This is a genomic window from Kiloniella antarctica, assembly GCF_042682825.1.
Taxonomy (GTDB): domain Bacteria; phylum Pseudomonadota; class Alphaproteobacteria; order Kiloniellales; family Kiloniellaceae; genus Kiloniella; species Kiloniella antarctica.
This window is the reverse complement of record NZ_JBHUII010000007.1, coordinates 61,815-75,445: the sequence shown is the minus strand read 5'-3', so window position 1 is coordinate 75,445 and position 13,631 is coordinate 61,815. Positions and strand designations below refer to the sequence as shown.

General features: G+C 47.1%; 15 protein-coding genes and 1 pseudogene. 2 read left to right on the top strand and 14 right to left on the bottom strand.

The window, feature by feature from the left end; all coding sequences use genetic code 11:
* Positions 1-122: 122 nt before the first annotated feature.
* The 9 genes and pseudogenes from ACFSKO_RS13980 to rplU form a co-directional block, all read right to left on the bottom strand.
* Positions 123-1,031: a hypothetical protein gene (locus tag ACFSKO_RS13980; RefSeq protein WP_380252657.1), complete on the bottom strand. Its 909-nt coding sequence runs from the start codon at positions 1,029-1,031 to the stop codon at positions 123-125.
* A gap of 336 nt (positions 1,032-1,367) precedes the next feature.
* Entirely contained in the window at positions 1,368-1,841 is a 474-nt protein-coding gene (gene rlmH / locus ACFSKO_RS13975; RefSeq protein WP_380252655.1) for a 23S rRNA (pseudouridine(1915)-N(3))-methyltransferase RlmH, read from the bottom strand.
* A gap of 22 nt (positions 1,842-1,863) precedes the next feature.
* A complete protein-coding gene (rsfS, locus tag ACFSKO_RS13970; RefSeq protein ID WP_380252653.1) occupies positions 1,864-2,241 on the bottom strand; it encodes a ribosome silencing factor in 378 nt (125 codons plus the stop codon).
* A gap of 219 nt (positions 2,242-2,460) precedes the next feature.
* Entirely contained in the window at positions 2,461-3,192 is a 732-nt protein-coding gene (locus tag ACFSKO_RS13965; protein ID WP_380252651.1) for a nicotinate-nucleotide adenylyltransferase, read from the bottom strand.
* On the bottom strand, positions 3,179-4,438 hold the full coding sequence (locus ACFSKO_RS13960; protein ID WP_380252649.1) for a glutamate-5-semialdehyde dehydrogenase: 1,260 nt from the start codon (positions 4,436-4,438) through the stop codon (positions 3,179-3,181). Before ACFSKO_RS13960 ends, ACFSKO_RS13965 begins: the two co-directional genes overlap by 14 nt.
* A gap of 82 nt (positions 4,439-4,520) precedes the next feature.
* Positions 4,521-5,669 (bottom strand): glutamate 5-kinase, encoded by a 1,149-nt coding sequence (gene proB / locus ACFSKO_RS13955; RefSeq protein WP_380252647.1) that lies wholly within the window; start codon positions 5,667-5,669, stop codon positions 4,521-4,523.
* A 15-nt stretch (positions 5,670-5,684) separates the two neighbouring features.
* Complete coding sequence (gene obgE / locus ACFSKO_RS13950) at positions 5,685-6,734, bottom strand: GTPase ObgE (RefSeq protein ID WP_380252645.1); 1,050 nt, start codon at positions 6,732-6,734, stop codon at positions 5,685-5,687.
* Between the two features lie 243 nt (positions 6,735-6,977).
* Entirely contained in the window at positions 6,978-7,235 is a 258-nt protein-coding gene (gene rpmA / locus ACFSKO_RS13945; protein WP_380252643.1) for a 50S ribosomal protein L27, read from the bottom strand.
* Positions 7,236-7,397: 162 nt separating this feature from the next.
* Positions 7,398-7,706: pseudogene (gene rplU, locus ACFSKO_RS13940) on the bottom strand (50S ribosomal protein L21); the annotation flags it as partial.
* A gap of 306 nt (positions 7,707-8,012) precedes the next feature.
* Here rplU and ACFSKO_RS13935 point away from each other — a divergent pair.
* Positions 8,013-9,170: a saccharopine dehydrogenase family protein gene (locus ACFSKO_RS13935; RefSeq protein WP_380252641.1), complete on the top strand. Its 1,158-nt coding sequence runs from the start codon at positions 8,013-8,015 to the stop codon at positions 9,168-9,170.
* A 51-nt stretch (positions 9,171-9,221) separates the two neighbouring features.
* Here ACFSKO_RS13935 and ACFSKO_RS13930 read toward each other — a convergent pair whose 3' ends face one another.
* The 3 genes from ACFSKO_RS13930 to ACFSKO_RS13920 all read right to left on the bottom strand — a co-directional run bounded on the left by ACFSKO_RS13930 (position 9,222) and on the right by ACFSKO_RS13920 (position 11,731).
* A complete protein-coding gene (locus ACFSKO_RS13930) occupies positions 9,222-10,409 on the bottom strand; it encodes an alpha-amylase family protein (protein ID WP_380252639.1) in 1,188 nt (395 codons plus the stop codon).
* Between the two features lie 24 nt (positions 10,410-10,433).
* Positions 10,434-10,778 (bottom strand): RidA family protein, encoded by a 345-nt coding sequence (locus tag ACFSKO_RS13925; RefSeq protein ID WP_380252637.1) that lies wholly within the window; start codon positions 10,776-10,778, stop codon positions 10,434-10,436.
* 161 nt (positions 10,779-10,939) lie between these two features.
* Complete coding sequence (locus ACFSKO_RS13920; RefSeq protein WP_380252635.1) at positions 10,940-11,731, bottom strand: IclR family transcriptional regulator; 792 nt, start codon at positions 11,729-11,731, stop codon at positions 10,940-10,942.
* A gap of 134 nt (positions 11,732-11,865) precedes the next feature.
* Between ACFSKO_RS13920 and ACFSKO_RS13915 the strand changes: the two genes are divergently transcribed.
* Entirely contained in the window at positions 11,866-12,033 is a 168-nt protein-coding gene (locus ACFSKO_RS13915; RefSeq protein ID WP_380252633.1) for a hypothetical protein, read from the top strand.
* 35 nt (positions 12,034-12,068) lie between these two features.
* Here the strand turns inward: ACFSKO_RS13915 and ACFSKO_RS13910 are convergent, their stop codons facing one another.
* Positions 12,069-12,932, bottom strand: coding sequence for a pyridoxal phosphate-dependent aminotransferase (locus tag ACFSKO_RS13910; protein WP_380252631.1), 864 nt, complete (start codon positions 12,930-12,932; stop codon positions 12,069-12,071).
* Positions 12,933-12,947: 15 nt separating this feature from the next.
* Complete coding sequence (locus tag ACFSKO_RS13905) at positions 12,948-13,415, bottom strand: carboxymuconolactone decarboxylase family protein (protein ID WP_380252629.1); 468 nt, start codon at positions 13,413-13,415, stop codon at positions 12,948-12,950.
* Positions 13,416-13,631: the final 216 nt, after the last annotated feature.

The following is a 13,631-nucleotide window of genomic DNA, read 5'->3' as shown; positions in this document are numbered from 1 at the left end:
GAATAATGATCAATAGTTAGGTTATGATTAGGGCGATAAAAGAATATATAAATGTAGCGTCCTTTTAAGATAAACTCACGATCTTGTTTGGATTATTTTTAATGAATTTTGTGTATGGATGCTCAATTTTCTAAACTCAACCAGTACTTATTCGGTAAGTTTAAGGTTTCTGGTGTTAAGAAATTGTTTTGCATGAAAAAAATACGGCTGTTTTGATATTGAGTTAAGGGAAAGGCTGAACGTGTAGCGGGATGTTCTTTCATGAGTTGGAGCAAACTTCCATCATTGAGCATTGTTTCAAGGCCTTTTTCAAAGCGTAGAGCCAATTGTTCATCTTTTTTGTTAACAAAAAAATACATCGGAAAACGGTAGGCAAGTAACAACTTGTCGTAAGCCAAAAATTTGTTTGTGCCAAAATGTTCGGTTTCTCCATAGCCCTCACTAATTGCTCTAGGGAAATAATCACAACGTTTCTTGTCTATCATAGTCCACATGAATTCAAATCGGATCGTACGATCAACCGTGTAGCCATTATCCTCAAGAATATCACTGTCCGGCCAGTGTTGACCCTGACAGGCGATTAATTTTTTTAATTGTTGGGGAGTTGTAATCTGGTCAAATTCGGTGCGGCGGCCCTTTTTTATCACCAAGAGCCGATACCCGAGTAAGCCAAGGTTTAAAGGAATTCTGATTGCGCGCAAAGTGCGTTCACGTTCTTTGTTAGTTCCGGCCCAATCCAGATCGATTTCTTTTCCTATTTCAACAAAATGTAGTGAACGTTTTTGGGTTAAGTTTTCAACACTTACTTTCAGCTCTGAAGAACCATATTCTTTTTCAGTTCGATGTAAAACTTCGGAGATGATTTGTGAAAAATAACTATGGGCAATATCGCCATCGCCTTGGGAATGCCGAATTTGGATGGTTTGTTGTGATAAAGCCGCTTGAGGACGGTAGAGAACGAGTATGATAAGAACAAGAACAGCATATGTTATCTTTGTACGAAAGAATGAGTGCTGATTGCCAAAAGTCATTCACTTTGCCTCAGATCATAGGAGTTCAAGGGCCCTCAAAGGCGTTTATGGCTACGTGCTAAAGGTTGAGATTTAGCTCAGGTTGACTTTTGAGGAGCAATAAAAATTTCCGTTTCTTAGTATGCACTGGTTCAATCATTATCACCCGTGTTTTGTGACTTCGTAATTAACACGAATTGAAATTATTTGTCTCAAGCACAAGTCGATAGTATCGGCGAAAGATACCGTACTGATTATTGACTTCTGGTTAACCTAAATTAACCGTGATATTTTCTTGGGAAATAGCATCAGGGGATGAGCTGGCTGATATTGTATGTATCAAGTCTAAGCTGTGACCTAGTCGCGATGATAAGGATGCCCTGTTAAAATACAGGAAGAGCGATAGATTTGTTCTGCAAAAAGTCCGCGCACAAGCATGTGTGGCCAGGTTAAACGTCCTAAGCATAGACTTTGTTGTGATTTTCTTTTTACGTCGTCGGATAAACCGTCAGCACCGCCGATCAGGAATATAATATCCTGTTCGCCGCTATCTTGCCATTTACCGAGTAGTTCGGAAAGTTGAGGACTGGAAAAATCTTTTCCCCGTTCATCCAGCGTTACAATTTTAGCCCCTTTGGGGACAGCGGCGAGGAGCAGTTCGCCTTCACGCTGCTTTAGTTGGGCAGCAGGCAAATTTCTCTTTTCCTCAACTTCTCGAAGTTCAAGACTCCAGTTGAGGCGATTACCTGCCAAACGTTTGCAATAGAGTTCAAAAAGTTCCCTTGCCGGTCCAGCTTTCGCTTTTCCGACAGCAACTAAGGTTATGCGCATCTAAGGCCGTTTCTCGTATAGATCAGGCGTCTTTAGATGCAAAAGGTTGTGCTGATTCAGGTAGCTCCAGGCCCCACATTTTCTCCAAGTTATAAAACGCTCGGACTTCTGGGCGGAAAAGATGAACCACAACATCGCCAGCATCGACCAAAACCCAATCACCACGTTCTTTACCCTCGGCAATGATACTTTTCATGCCAGAGCTTTTAAGTCCGCGAAGAAGGTGGTCAGACATGGCTGATACTTGACGGCTAGAGTTACCACTAGCAATGATCATGTAATCAGCAATACTGGATTTACCGGCAAGTTCGATAACGACAATATCTTCAGCTTTGTCGTCCTCTAGTGAGTTTCGAACTAATTCAAGCAGGTTACGGCTGTTGCCTGTAATATCCTGCATAGTGGCCTCAGTGGCCGTAGATTCTCGTGGTATGATCGGTCTCCGTCAATTGAACCTACTCGTGGGATCACGACTTCTCACTGCAGGCTGTTATCATATGTCCTGTAATTATCGCTATACAGCACGTCTAGTCATGCTCGTAACTTTAGCACATCAAGGCGGCGCTACCCTATATGTTAATGCCCTAGGTTACAATAAGGGGATTTTTTGATATATTTTTTATGAATTTTTTCCCACTTTGTGTCCGTTTCTGATCTTTGTTGAGGACAGCTTAGATTGATGGCCGTGGATCAAAATCCAGGCAGGACCTTGGACGTTACATAGATTGTGAGATAAATTTTCAGAAATTCTTGTGTGCTTAAACCGTTGCGCTGCCTTCGATGCAGCCGCTTGCAGGGAATAACCGGGGCGGGCGAAAACCGCAATCTTCACTGAGCGAAAAATTTCTGGCCAATTTCTCCATAGGGAAATTTGACTTAAATTGTCGGCACCCATTAGCCAAACGAACTCAACCTTAGGGAATCGAGCAGTAAGAGTACTCAGCGTATTGGAAGTATAGACTGACTCCAGTTGACTCTCGATTGTTGTAATACGGATCCGGGGATGTTTATTGAGTAAAAGGGCGCTGGCAACTCGCGCGGAAAGAGGTGCCATTTCTTTGGTGTCTTTGAGTGGGTTTTGGGGGGAGACCAGCCACCATACCTCATCCAGGTTTAATTTTTTCAGGGCATCAGTTGAGATTTGGTAATGAGCAGCGTGTGCAGGATTAAAGGACCCACCGAGAAGACCAACTCTCTGTCTGGCTGAGGGCAAAGTGCCACCAAGACTTTTGGCAAGACTTCTTGACGTCACGATTTTATCGAACTCAAGGCTTGGGATGTGCTGTGGCTTCATCGTGATATAATCTGGGTTATTGCAACGAACCGCGCCTGTGGTCTCAAGGGCGGGCATGCCCGTTGCCGCGAACAAGATATTTATAGCTGGTCAATTGGTTGGCGCCTACGGGGCCACGGGCGTGCAGTTTACCTGTAGAGATACCAATTTCTGCGCCCATACCAAACTGTCCACCATCAGCAAATTGAGTAGAGGCATTATGGATCACGATACCTGCATCGACTTCTTGTTGGAACGCGGCCGCAGCTGAGCTGTCTTCAGTTATAATTGCTTCCGTGTGATGAGAGCCGTGACGGTTAATGTGCGCGATGGCATCAATAAGCCCATTTACTTTGCGAATCGAAATAATTGCATCTAGGTATTCTGTATCCCAATCAGCCTCAACAGCTTTGTTTATGCGCTTATCCAGAGCTTGAATAGCTGTGTCGCCTCTAATCTCGCAGCCTTTGGCGATTAACCTCTTAAGAATGGGCTTTAGATCGTCATCGGCAAAAGCATCATCCACCAAAAGAGTTTCTGTTGCACCACAAACGCCTGTACGACGCATTTTAGCGTTAAGAACAACCTCTAGGGCCATCTTTGGATCTGCCGATTTGTGTAGGTAGGTATGGCACAGGCCATCAAGGTGCGCTAAAACGGGGACACGGCTTTCCGTTTGAATACGTTCTATCAATCCGCGTCCACCGCGTGGGATAATGAGATCGACATAATCGTTCATGGTCAACAAGTGCCCAACGGCGGCGCGATCTGTTGTTGGGACGCGCTGGATCGCGGCGATAGGTAAGCCTGCGCTCTCTAACCCGATTTGCAAACATGTTAATATCGCACCTGAGGAGTGAAAACTTTCTGATCCGCCACGCAGGATAGAGGCATTTCCTGCCTTCAGGCAAAGGGCGCCCGCGTCGGCTGTTACGTTGGGTCGGCTTTCATAGATAATGCCAATTACCCCAAGAGGTACAGATACTTTCTCGAACTTTAGACCGTTGGGCTGTTCCCAGCTTTCCAAGGATTTACCGACGGGATCCGGAAAGGCGGCGATGGCTTCTAGGCCTTTCGCCATGGCTTCAATACGATCAGGATCGAGCGCGAGGCGGTCCAGCATGGCACTGCTGATGCCTTTGGCTTCTGCTGCGGCCATATCTTTTTTATTTGCTTCCAGTATTGTCGGGAGTTGAGCGCGCATAGCTTGTGCCGCAGCTTTCAAGGCATTGTTTTTTGCCTCTGCTGGGGCGAGAGCCAGATCCTGGGCTGCTGCTTTTGCAGCTTTGCCGAGCTGATCCATTTGTGCTTTGAGTTCGCTCATATCCTTAAATATTCCTGTTGCGAGGCAGTCCCTAATACTGCGTTGTTATATCCCATTAGGAATTTGATTATATTGTTTCTTTTTAGTGAAGAACAAGGTCGTCGCGGTGTATTAGTTCTTCGCGGCCCAGATATCCTAAACGATTTTCGATTTCCGAAGATTTCAGACCGACAATTTTGCGAGCATCCCCGTTGGAGTAAGCAGCAAGACCTCTGGCAATTTCCCGGCCATCCGGTGCCTTGACCAAAATGGCGTCACCGCGCTGGAAATTTCCTTCAACAGCAGTAACTCCGGCAGGGAGAAGGGACTTCCCGTTTTGTAGGGCCTTCACGGCGCCTGCATCAACGGTGACTGTACCCAGAGGTTTTAAGCTTCCGGCGATATAGCGTTTACGGGCTGTTTTGGGCTCAACGGAAGCTTCAAAGACAGTCGCGCGGCTACCCTCTATAATGCTTTGTAAGGGGTTGAGCTGATGCCCGTTGGCGATGATCATGCTACACCCAGCACCTACCGATATTTTAGCGGCTGAAATTTTTGTAATCATGCCACCAGAACTGTAACCCGGTAGTGCTTCGCCTGCCATGGCATCAATTTCGGAGGTGATTTCGCTCACAACAGGTAGGAATTTAGCGTCGGGATCTTTTTTGGGATCTGCGGTATAGAGGCCATCAATATCAGATAGCAAAACCAAGAGGTCCGCGTCGACCATGGCGCCAACACGGGCAGCCAGGCGGTCGTTGTCGCCAAAACGTATTTCACTGGTCGCTACGGTATCGTTCTCATTGATAATTGGAACTGTGTTCAGTCTGAGTAAGGTTGTCAGAGTGTTGCGTGCATTAAGGTGCCGACGACGCTCTTCTGTGTCTCCCAGAGTGAGGAGGACTTGAGATACTGTCGTGTCATGCCTTGCCAAAGCTTCTTGATAAGCGTGTGCCAGAACGATTTGTCCAGTTGCTGCTGAAGCCTGTTTTTCTTCAAGGCGCAGGTTTTGTTTGGTGAGGCCGAGGTGATTACGACCAACAGCAATAGCACCAGATGATACCAGAATTACCTCTGCACCCCTGTCTCGGAGGTTGGCAACATCGTCCGTTAGGGCATTGAGCCAAGTAATGCGTGGCTTGCCCGTTTCGTCATCTACCAAAAGTGCGGAGCCGATTTTGATGATAATTCGTTTGGCGGAACGAAGGTGTTCAGCGGCAGAAAGACCTGTTACGGGCGTTTTGTCGTTCATTGTTTTGCACCACGTTTAGATCGGAGAGTAGCCCTGAGGGCCTTCTTCTGCTTCGATCTCTTTGACTTCTTCTTCACGGGCATCCAAAATATGATCCAGCATCGAGGCGAGGACTTCTTTGACGCCATCTTGGCTGATTCCAGATAGAAGATGAACTTTTTGGCCAGATAGCTCTGCAAGCGCCGCGCGGCGTTCTTCTGCGATTTCGTCTGTCAGAGCATCGGACTTGTTCAACGCGAGGACAGAAGGCTTCGTATCTAGACCTTGGCCGTAAGCTGCGAGTTCTCCACGGATAACCTTATAGTCGTTGAGATAGTCATCGGATGTGCCATCAACGAGGTGCAAGAGGGCCCCACAACGCTCAACGTGACCAAGGAAACGCGTTCCCAAGCCATGTCCTTCGCTCGCGCCTTCGATCAGGCCGGGAACATCAGCAATGACAAACTCTTCCCCTCGGCTATACACAACGCCAAGGTTCGGGTGAATAGTGGTAAAGGGATAATCCGCAATTTTTGGCTTGGCCCGAGATACCACTGAAAGGAAGGTTGATTTTCCCGCATTTGGCATGCCAACAAGGCCGGCATCAGCAATCAGCTTTAGACGTAACCAGATCCACAACTCTTCCCCAGGCCAGCCCGGATCAGATCGTCGGGGTGCTCTGTTGGTTGATGTTTTGTAGCGTGCGTTGCCAAAGCCACCATCGCCGCCTTTACAGAGGATGACTTGTTGGCCTTCTTCTGTAATGTCAGCGATGACTTGTTCTTTTTCTTCATCAAGAACAACTGTGCCAACGGGTACTTTAATAATTAATGGTTTTGCTGCGGCTCCAAACATATCACTGCCGCGACCGTGGTCGCCACGTTTGGCTTTGAAGTGCTGTGCATATCGAAAATCAATAAGGGTATTTAGGCCGTGAGCGCCCTCTACAATAACGTCACCACCACGTCCGCCGTCTCCGCCGTTGGGCCCGCCGAATTCAATGTATTTCTCACGTCGGAAACTGGAACAGCCGCCACCGCCATCGCCGCTTTTAAGGTAAACTTTGGCTTCATCAAGAAATTTCATCGTCGTGCCTGTTCTTTATCGTAACCTAGATACCAATAAAATATCGTGGTCGGGGTGACCTGTATCTAGAGTATCTGGCTGCTATACTAATATGAGTATAACCAACCCTTGATCCAGTGGGAAGTTTGGCTGGGTAACGTGGCCAAAATGGGTCTTGTGCGTTGAATATGAAAAGGGGGGAATGGTAAGCCATTCCCCCCTAAACCATTTCAATCCAGATACGAGACCTGGATGGCGGGGCCGTTAGGCCGCCGGCAATACAGAAATGTATGTGCGTCCACCAGCTCTTTCGCGGAAAACAACGTTTCCTTCGACAGTGGCGAAGATCGTGTGATCTTTACCCATGCCAACGTTATCGCCAGGATGGAATTTAGTGCCGCGCTGACGTACCAGGATGTTGCCTGAGATAACGTGCTCGCCACCGAATTTTTTTACACCAAGACGTCGACCTGCTGAGTCGCGTCCGTTGCGGGATGAACCGCCAGCTTTTTTATGTGCCATGAGGTCTTATTCCTCTGCTGCTTTTTTAGGAGCTGCTTTTTTAGGAGCTGCTTTAGCCTTAGGAGCTGCTTTCTTTGCTGGAGCTTTTTTCTCAGCAGTTTCTGCAACGTCTGCTTTGGCTTTCGGAGCAGCTGCTTTTTTAGCAGGCTTCGAAGCGCCATCGGCGAGAATGTCAGTGATCTTGATGACTGTGAGATCCTGGCGATGGCCGTTCTTACGGCGATGGTTCTTACGACGCTTCTTTTTAAAGATGATGACTTTGTCACCACGCGTCTGTTCAACCACATCAGCCTTTACCACGGCGCCGTCCACTACTGGCGCGCCAATGGTTGCCTTCTCATCGTCACCGATCATTAGAACGGAATCGAAATCAATAGAAGCACCTGCTTCAAGATTGATTTTTTCGACGACCAGAACATCGTCCTTGCGAACTTTGTACTGCTTGCCGCCGGTTTTGATTACTGCGAACATATTTTCGGTCACTTAGCTGTTAATTAGGCATTGAATTTATGCACTGTTGGTTATTCATGCATACTTGGCCGCACGGAATCCGGGCAGCCAGTGATTGCTGGAATATAGCGGTGCTTTGTCAGGAGTCAACGGCTTTGTGTTGTGGCTGGCGAAGATAAGCCAGAATGAAAATTTATTTCATCTTCTGATCGTCTGGTTAATAGAATTCCAAGCTTCATTTCTTATGGCTTCTAAAGAAGATCCAGATCGTGTAGTAGAGACAGTAATAAATATAAAATACCGCTGGAAATCAAATAAGGAAAAGAGATGGCACGTATTCACTGGTTGGGCGCAGGCCTTTCAACAGTACCGGGTATTCGTCGGCTGATCGAACGTGGTCATAGTGTGACGGTTTGGAATCGCACGCTTGAAAAAGCTGAAGCTGCAACAGCGGGGCTTTCCGGGGATTTTGATCTCATGGCTTTTACACCTGATGCCTTTGCTGATGAGCTGAAAGAAGGCGATCTTGCGGTTTCAATGCTTCCCGGTGATTTCCATGTTGCGATCGCCGAGCTTTGTTTGGAGGTTGGTGCGAACTTTGTTTCAAGTTCTTATATCTCGCCAGAGATGCGGGCGTTAAATACGGTGGCGCGGCAAAGAGGATTGGCGCTGGTGAACGAGGTAGGCCTTGATCCCGGGATCGATCATCTGATGGCCCACGTTCTGATGGATGACTATAGAAACTCACCAGTTTTTTCCAAAGGTAACGTGCATTCTTTCAGATCTTATTGTGGCGGACTTTCGGAAGAGCCAAATGATTTTTGCTATAAGTTTAGCTGGGCGCCCCTTGGCGTGCTTAAAGCACTTAGGTCGCCATCCAAAAGTTTACGTGATGGCAAGGTGTACGATGTGAGCCGTCCTTGGGATGCCGTTGAATCCTACGATGTTACTTTGGAAAAAGGTACAGAGACTTTTGAGGTCTATCCCAATCGTGATTCCTACCCTTTTATGAAACAATACGGTTTTGGTGATGACTGGAACATGGAGCTTTTTGTTCGTGGTACTTTGCGGCTCGGCGGGTGGTCCAAGGCATGGTCAGAAATTTTCACGGAAATTGAAACTTTAGAAGGCGAAGCCGGGGACAAACGTTTGGCTGAAATCTCTGCTGAGTTGTGGAATAAATATTCCTTAAAAGAAGGTGAGCACGATAGGGTTGTTCTCAGCGTTGATCTCTGGGCTGAACGCGATGGTAAACGGGTCTATGATAAGTCTTATGTTATGGATGCATATGGTGATGATAATCATACGGCAATGGCCCGTTTGGTTTCAATTACTGTGAGCTACGGTGTCGAAGCTGTGCTTAACGGTGAAATTGCACCGGGGGTATCTGCTGCACCTCGCGATATTGATGTTGCTGGTAAGTGGTTAGAAGATCTTCAAGCCAGTGGCGAAAAAATGGCGATTGTGGATCATCTCAAGCATTAAGATAATTGAGGCGAGAGGGCCAGTTTCTCTCTCGCTTCCGATTTCCCTGTCTTAAGCTTGGGAATCCTCAATTGAGGCCTTAATCCATTTGAGTCGCGGTTCTGGAATGAGGCCGTAGTTATAAAAATTGATTCCATCTGCACCTGCCGTTATAGCGGCTTGTATCCGTTGGCGTAGATCGTCACTGGATTGGGTGTGCTCATAAAAGGCGCTGGCGCCAAAGCCCAAGTAGTTACTTTCTCCGAGTTTTTCTCTCGTACGCTTTACTGTTTCTGTGATCATTTTTGGATTTGCCGAATAAGCGCAAAGGATCATCCCGTCGCAAACTTTGCCGACAGCTTTTAAATCAAAGCCGTCGCGCCACGCGTTTTCGCCCTCGATCAAGAGTATTTTACTGTCTGGGTGGGCTGCGTTTTTAATGCTCTCAAGTAACGATGTTACAGGCTGTGAGCGCCACTTCAAATAATCGTAAAGCGCGGGGAGATCCTTGAAAGTTGCGATGCCATCTTCTGGGAAATTGGGAAATATGGGCGAAGGAATATCTCTCGAACAGGCACTTTCAATGAGCTCTTTTACCAATTTTTGAGCGCTAAGGGCATCGACCCCGTTGCGGGCCGCTGTTTGTGTACAGTGATCGCAAAAACACAGTGAGAGTAAAAATGTATCTTCCGGGGTGAGGCCAATGCCATCTTTCTCGTGATGATAACCATGGTCGAAACCCATAAACCCAGTGGTTTCAAGCTCAACCATATCTGGCCGGTAGTTGTGTGTGAGATCGGCGATCAAGGTGGTGACATAACTACGTGCCGCTGGGCTACTGGGGCACAGGCTATAAAAGCTGGGATCTCCAAAAGCATTTCGGGTCACATGATCTGGGTGCTGCATGCCAAGACGGGTGTTGTGGAGACAAACGGTCCAACAGGAAACTGCCAAGCCATGCTTTTGGCGATCCTTTATCAGGGCGGAGAGCATGTCTCCTTTTTCATGGAGGTTATCGGCAACAAGAGGCTTTATCTCTTGATCATCCCACCGGTTTTGTTCTGGGGTGAAATAAATCGTGCCGTCTTGGGGGAAATAGGATTTTCTGTGGGGACTGCGGGGCTGTAAAAAGCGCCCCGCGTGATAAGAAACGGCAAGGCTGATGCTGTTAACACCAGCCTTGTTGTGGTATTCATCGTAGGTGGTCTTTAGCCCTAAATCTTGTAGATCCCAAGGATAAGCCCACATTGAATACCGCATTTTTCTCTCCTGGTTAGGCTTGATTTATACCGCTGCGACAGCCGTCATTTCAACAAGGATCATTGGATCGGCCAATCGGGCTTCCACGCAAGCACGCGCAGGTGGGTTTTTGAGATCAATCCAGGCGTCATAGATTTCGTTCATCTTATCAAAATCAACGATTGCAGGGAGAAAGACATCAATGGCGAGCAGCTTGGATTTATCAGTTCCGGCTTCGGCAAGCAGGTGTTCGATTTTTTGTAAAACAGACTGTGTCTGGGTTTGAAGATCCGCTGTTCTATCGTCTGCGACTTGGCCTGCAATATAGACAAAGCCGTTATAGGATACGGCTTGGCTCATTCGACTGCCGACTTGGAAACGTTTAATCATGGTGCTTTCCTTATACTAGAAGCTTGTGCATGTGTGGAAATTAATATGTACATAATAGTAGGCATTATGTTTTTATTCGGGACATTGCCGATGATACAAATATTCCAAAGGAAAGCAAGGCGTCGCAAAATGATATATGGGTTTCTAGGGATATAGATGTTTTAAATGAAATCTGGCATTGGCGCTGCTTCCAAGTGCAGTACAAGTTCACTCGCCGCCTTTTTTAGACTATTTAGATACATCTCTTTGTTGCTATGGCCGTCATCTCTAGGGGTAACTAGGCATAGAGTCGCAATGCATTTGTGATTTTTGTTGAAAACGGGCACAGCAAAGCAATGGGTGTAGTTGTCGACGATACTATCAAAAGTGAAGTGCCCGTCTTTACTTGCTTGTCTAACTTCTTTTATGAAGAGGTTAGGATGAAGCCTTTCCCCATTAGGAAGGTTGAAGTCGTCGTCATCAAGAAAGTCCATTATTTCCTGATCGTTGAGGTGGCCGAGGAGTAATCGTCCTGATGCGGTGCTTGGTATGGGAACCAACTCGCCGACATTTGATGAAATCCGGAAAGGACGATTGCCCTCTTTCATTAAAGCGACGGTATATTTTGATCCTTCAAGTTTGCAGAATTGAGCTGTCTCAGAAGTTTCATTCACAATCTGCCCAAGCAAGCGTTCAGCGCTCTCATAAAAACTGACTTTGTTATTGTAGGCGCGACCGAGGAAGTACAGGCGACTGCCAAGGAATACCTGACCATCATTACCGCTGTTTTCCAGCACTTTCATTTCAAGCAGTAGCCGGACAAGTTCATAGACAGAAGATCGGGGAGCACCCATTTGGGTCGCAATTTCATTTGGTCGCATGCTTCGATTTTGACGGCGTAGCAGGTCGAGAATATCAAATGCCCGCTCTAACCCTCGCGCACGTTGATTTGTCCCCTTAATTTCTGCGGCCATTTTTCTACCTTATGCGTTCAAATTTTGTTGTCTCATGTTAACTAGCTTATACAAGACAAAGCTTCTTCAACCAACTGCATTCTGGCAAGCCAGGGTCGTGGCTGCTTTATTCCAATATGTTAGATAAGGCATTGATGAACGATGATATTTGCTTTTTGTTCCCGATGGTAATGCGCAATGTACCGTTCTTGTCGGGCCAGGAGAGCGCTTGTACAAGAAAGCCGGCTTTAGCCAACGCATCTTGTATTGGCTTTGCTGCAACCGGTGGTGCAATCGTCAAAAAATTGGCTGACGAGGGGTAAACCTTACATCCCATCTCTCTCATCGCATTAGCAAGTCATTCTCGTTGGGCGATAGTATTGCTTAAAATATTCTCCAAATGTTCCTTATCACCAAGGGCTGCTGTTGCCGCAGCAAGCGCGATACGGTTTGTATTAAAGTTTGCCCGCAGCTTCCAAATTCCGTCGTTGATAGGTTTTTCGCTAGAGATGGCATACCCAATTCTCAAACCGGAAAGGGCATAGGCCTTTGAGAATGTGCGGGTGACAATCCAAGGGCCTTGTCGATTTGACAGTGATTTCAAAACATCTGGAGCGCCCTCGTATTGTGCAAACTCGAAATAGGCTTCGTCAATGACCAAGAGACAATTGCCTGGAACCTGAACAATGGCTTTGTCCAAGTCCGCTTGGGAAAGTATGCCGCCAGTTGGGTTATTTGGGGTGCAAAGATAAAACAGACGTGTGCGTTCCGTAATGACACCCAACATGGCGTCGACGTCACAGATACCGTCTTTGGTAACGGGTACCGATACGACCTTGCCGCCAGATAATTCCACACCTTTTCCACAAGTAGGGAAGGTTGGTGCCGGGAATACAGCTTCGTCACCTTCTTCGATCACAAGCATACCTGCGGCGATGAGAAGCTCTCCAGAACCATTGCCGAAACTAAATTGCGCCGTTGGAATACCCGTCTTTTCAGACAAGGCGTTTACAAGGGCAGTACAGCCGTGATCAGGGTAAAAATTCACGCTCCTGATTGCGGATTGCATGGCGGCTATGGCACGGGGAGAAGGAGAATAGGGGCTTTCATTTAGATTGAGGCGAATGGGCGTATCGCTGGGCCTCCCTTCTGGCTCAGCAAGTATGGGCGGCGCAGGAAAGGCAAGGTTTTCAACGCGCGTTGCCAGAAGGGATCTCCTCATGAATGATGCCTCTTTTTAAGTGTGTGACCAGTCATTGGGGTCATCGGAGTTATTTGGTGAGAGGCCGATGATGTCACCTTTGGTCGAGCAACCCAAGCCCAGAACTGTCCGATTTGCATAATTGAAGTAAGCCGAGACCTGATTGACCTCAAGTATTTCACCGTCTGTGTAACCTGCTTCGCGCATGGCGATTACCATTTCTTCGGTGGTGCTCGCAGGCGACAAAGTCAGAGCTTGAGCGTAAATCATGGCCAGTTTTTGTTTGTCGTCAAGGGGAGCGATATCGATGTTTCGCTCATCGATGGCTTTGCGGATACCGGAGGATTTTACCTCGTCGTTTAAAAGCCGGACGAGCCCCCCAAAGTGATGATCAACGCAATAGCCACAATCGTTAAGGGAACTGACCCATACGCCAAGCGTTTCAAGAAACCATTTCGGGATTGTATTGTTGGAATGGTGCAGGACGTATTTGTAAATCGCCATGTGCCCTTCCATGCTGTGCGGGCGCAGCGAGTGCATCATCATGATGTTGTCTACATTGTTATCTGGTCCTTTTACTCGGTCGTACAGGCGACGTAGCTTTCCATCTGATTCTTCGTAAGGGACGGTTTCAATCCAAGGCATTTATAGTACTTTCTTTATGAGGTTTACCTATAGGGTAAAAAATGAGATAAATATCCCGTATTATGGGACTTACAT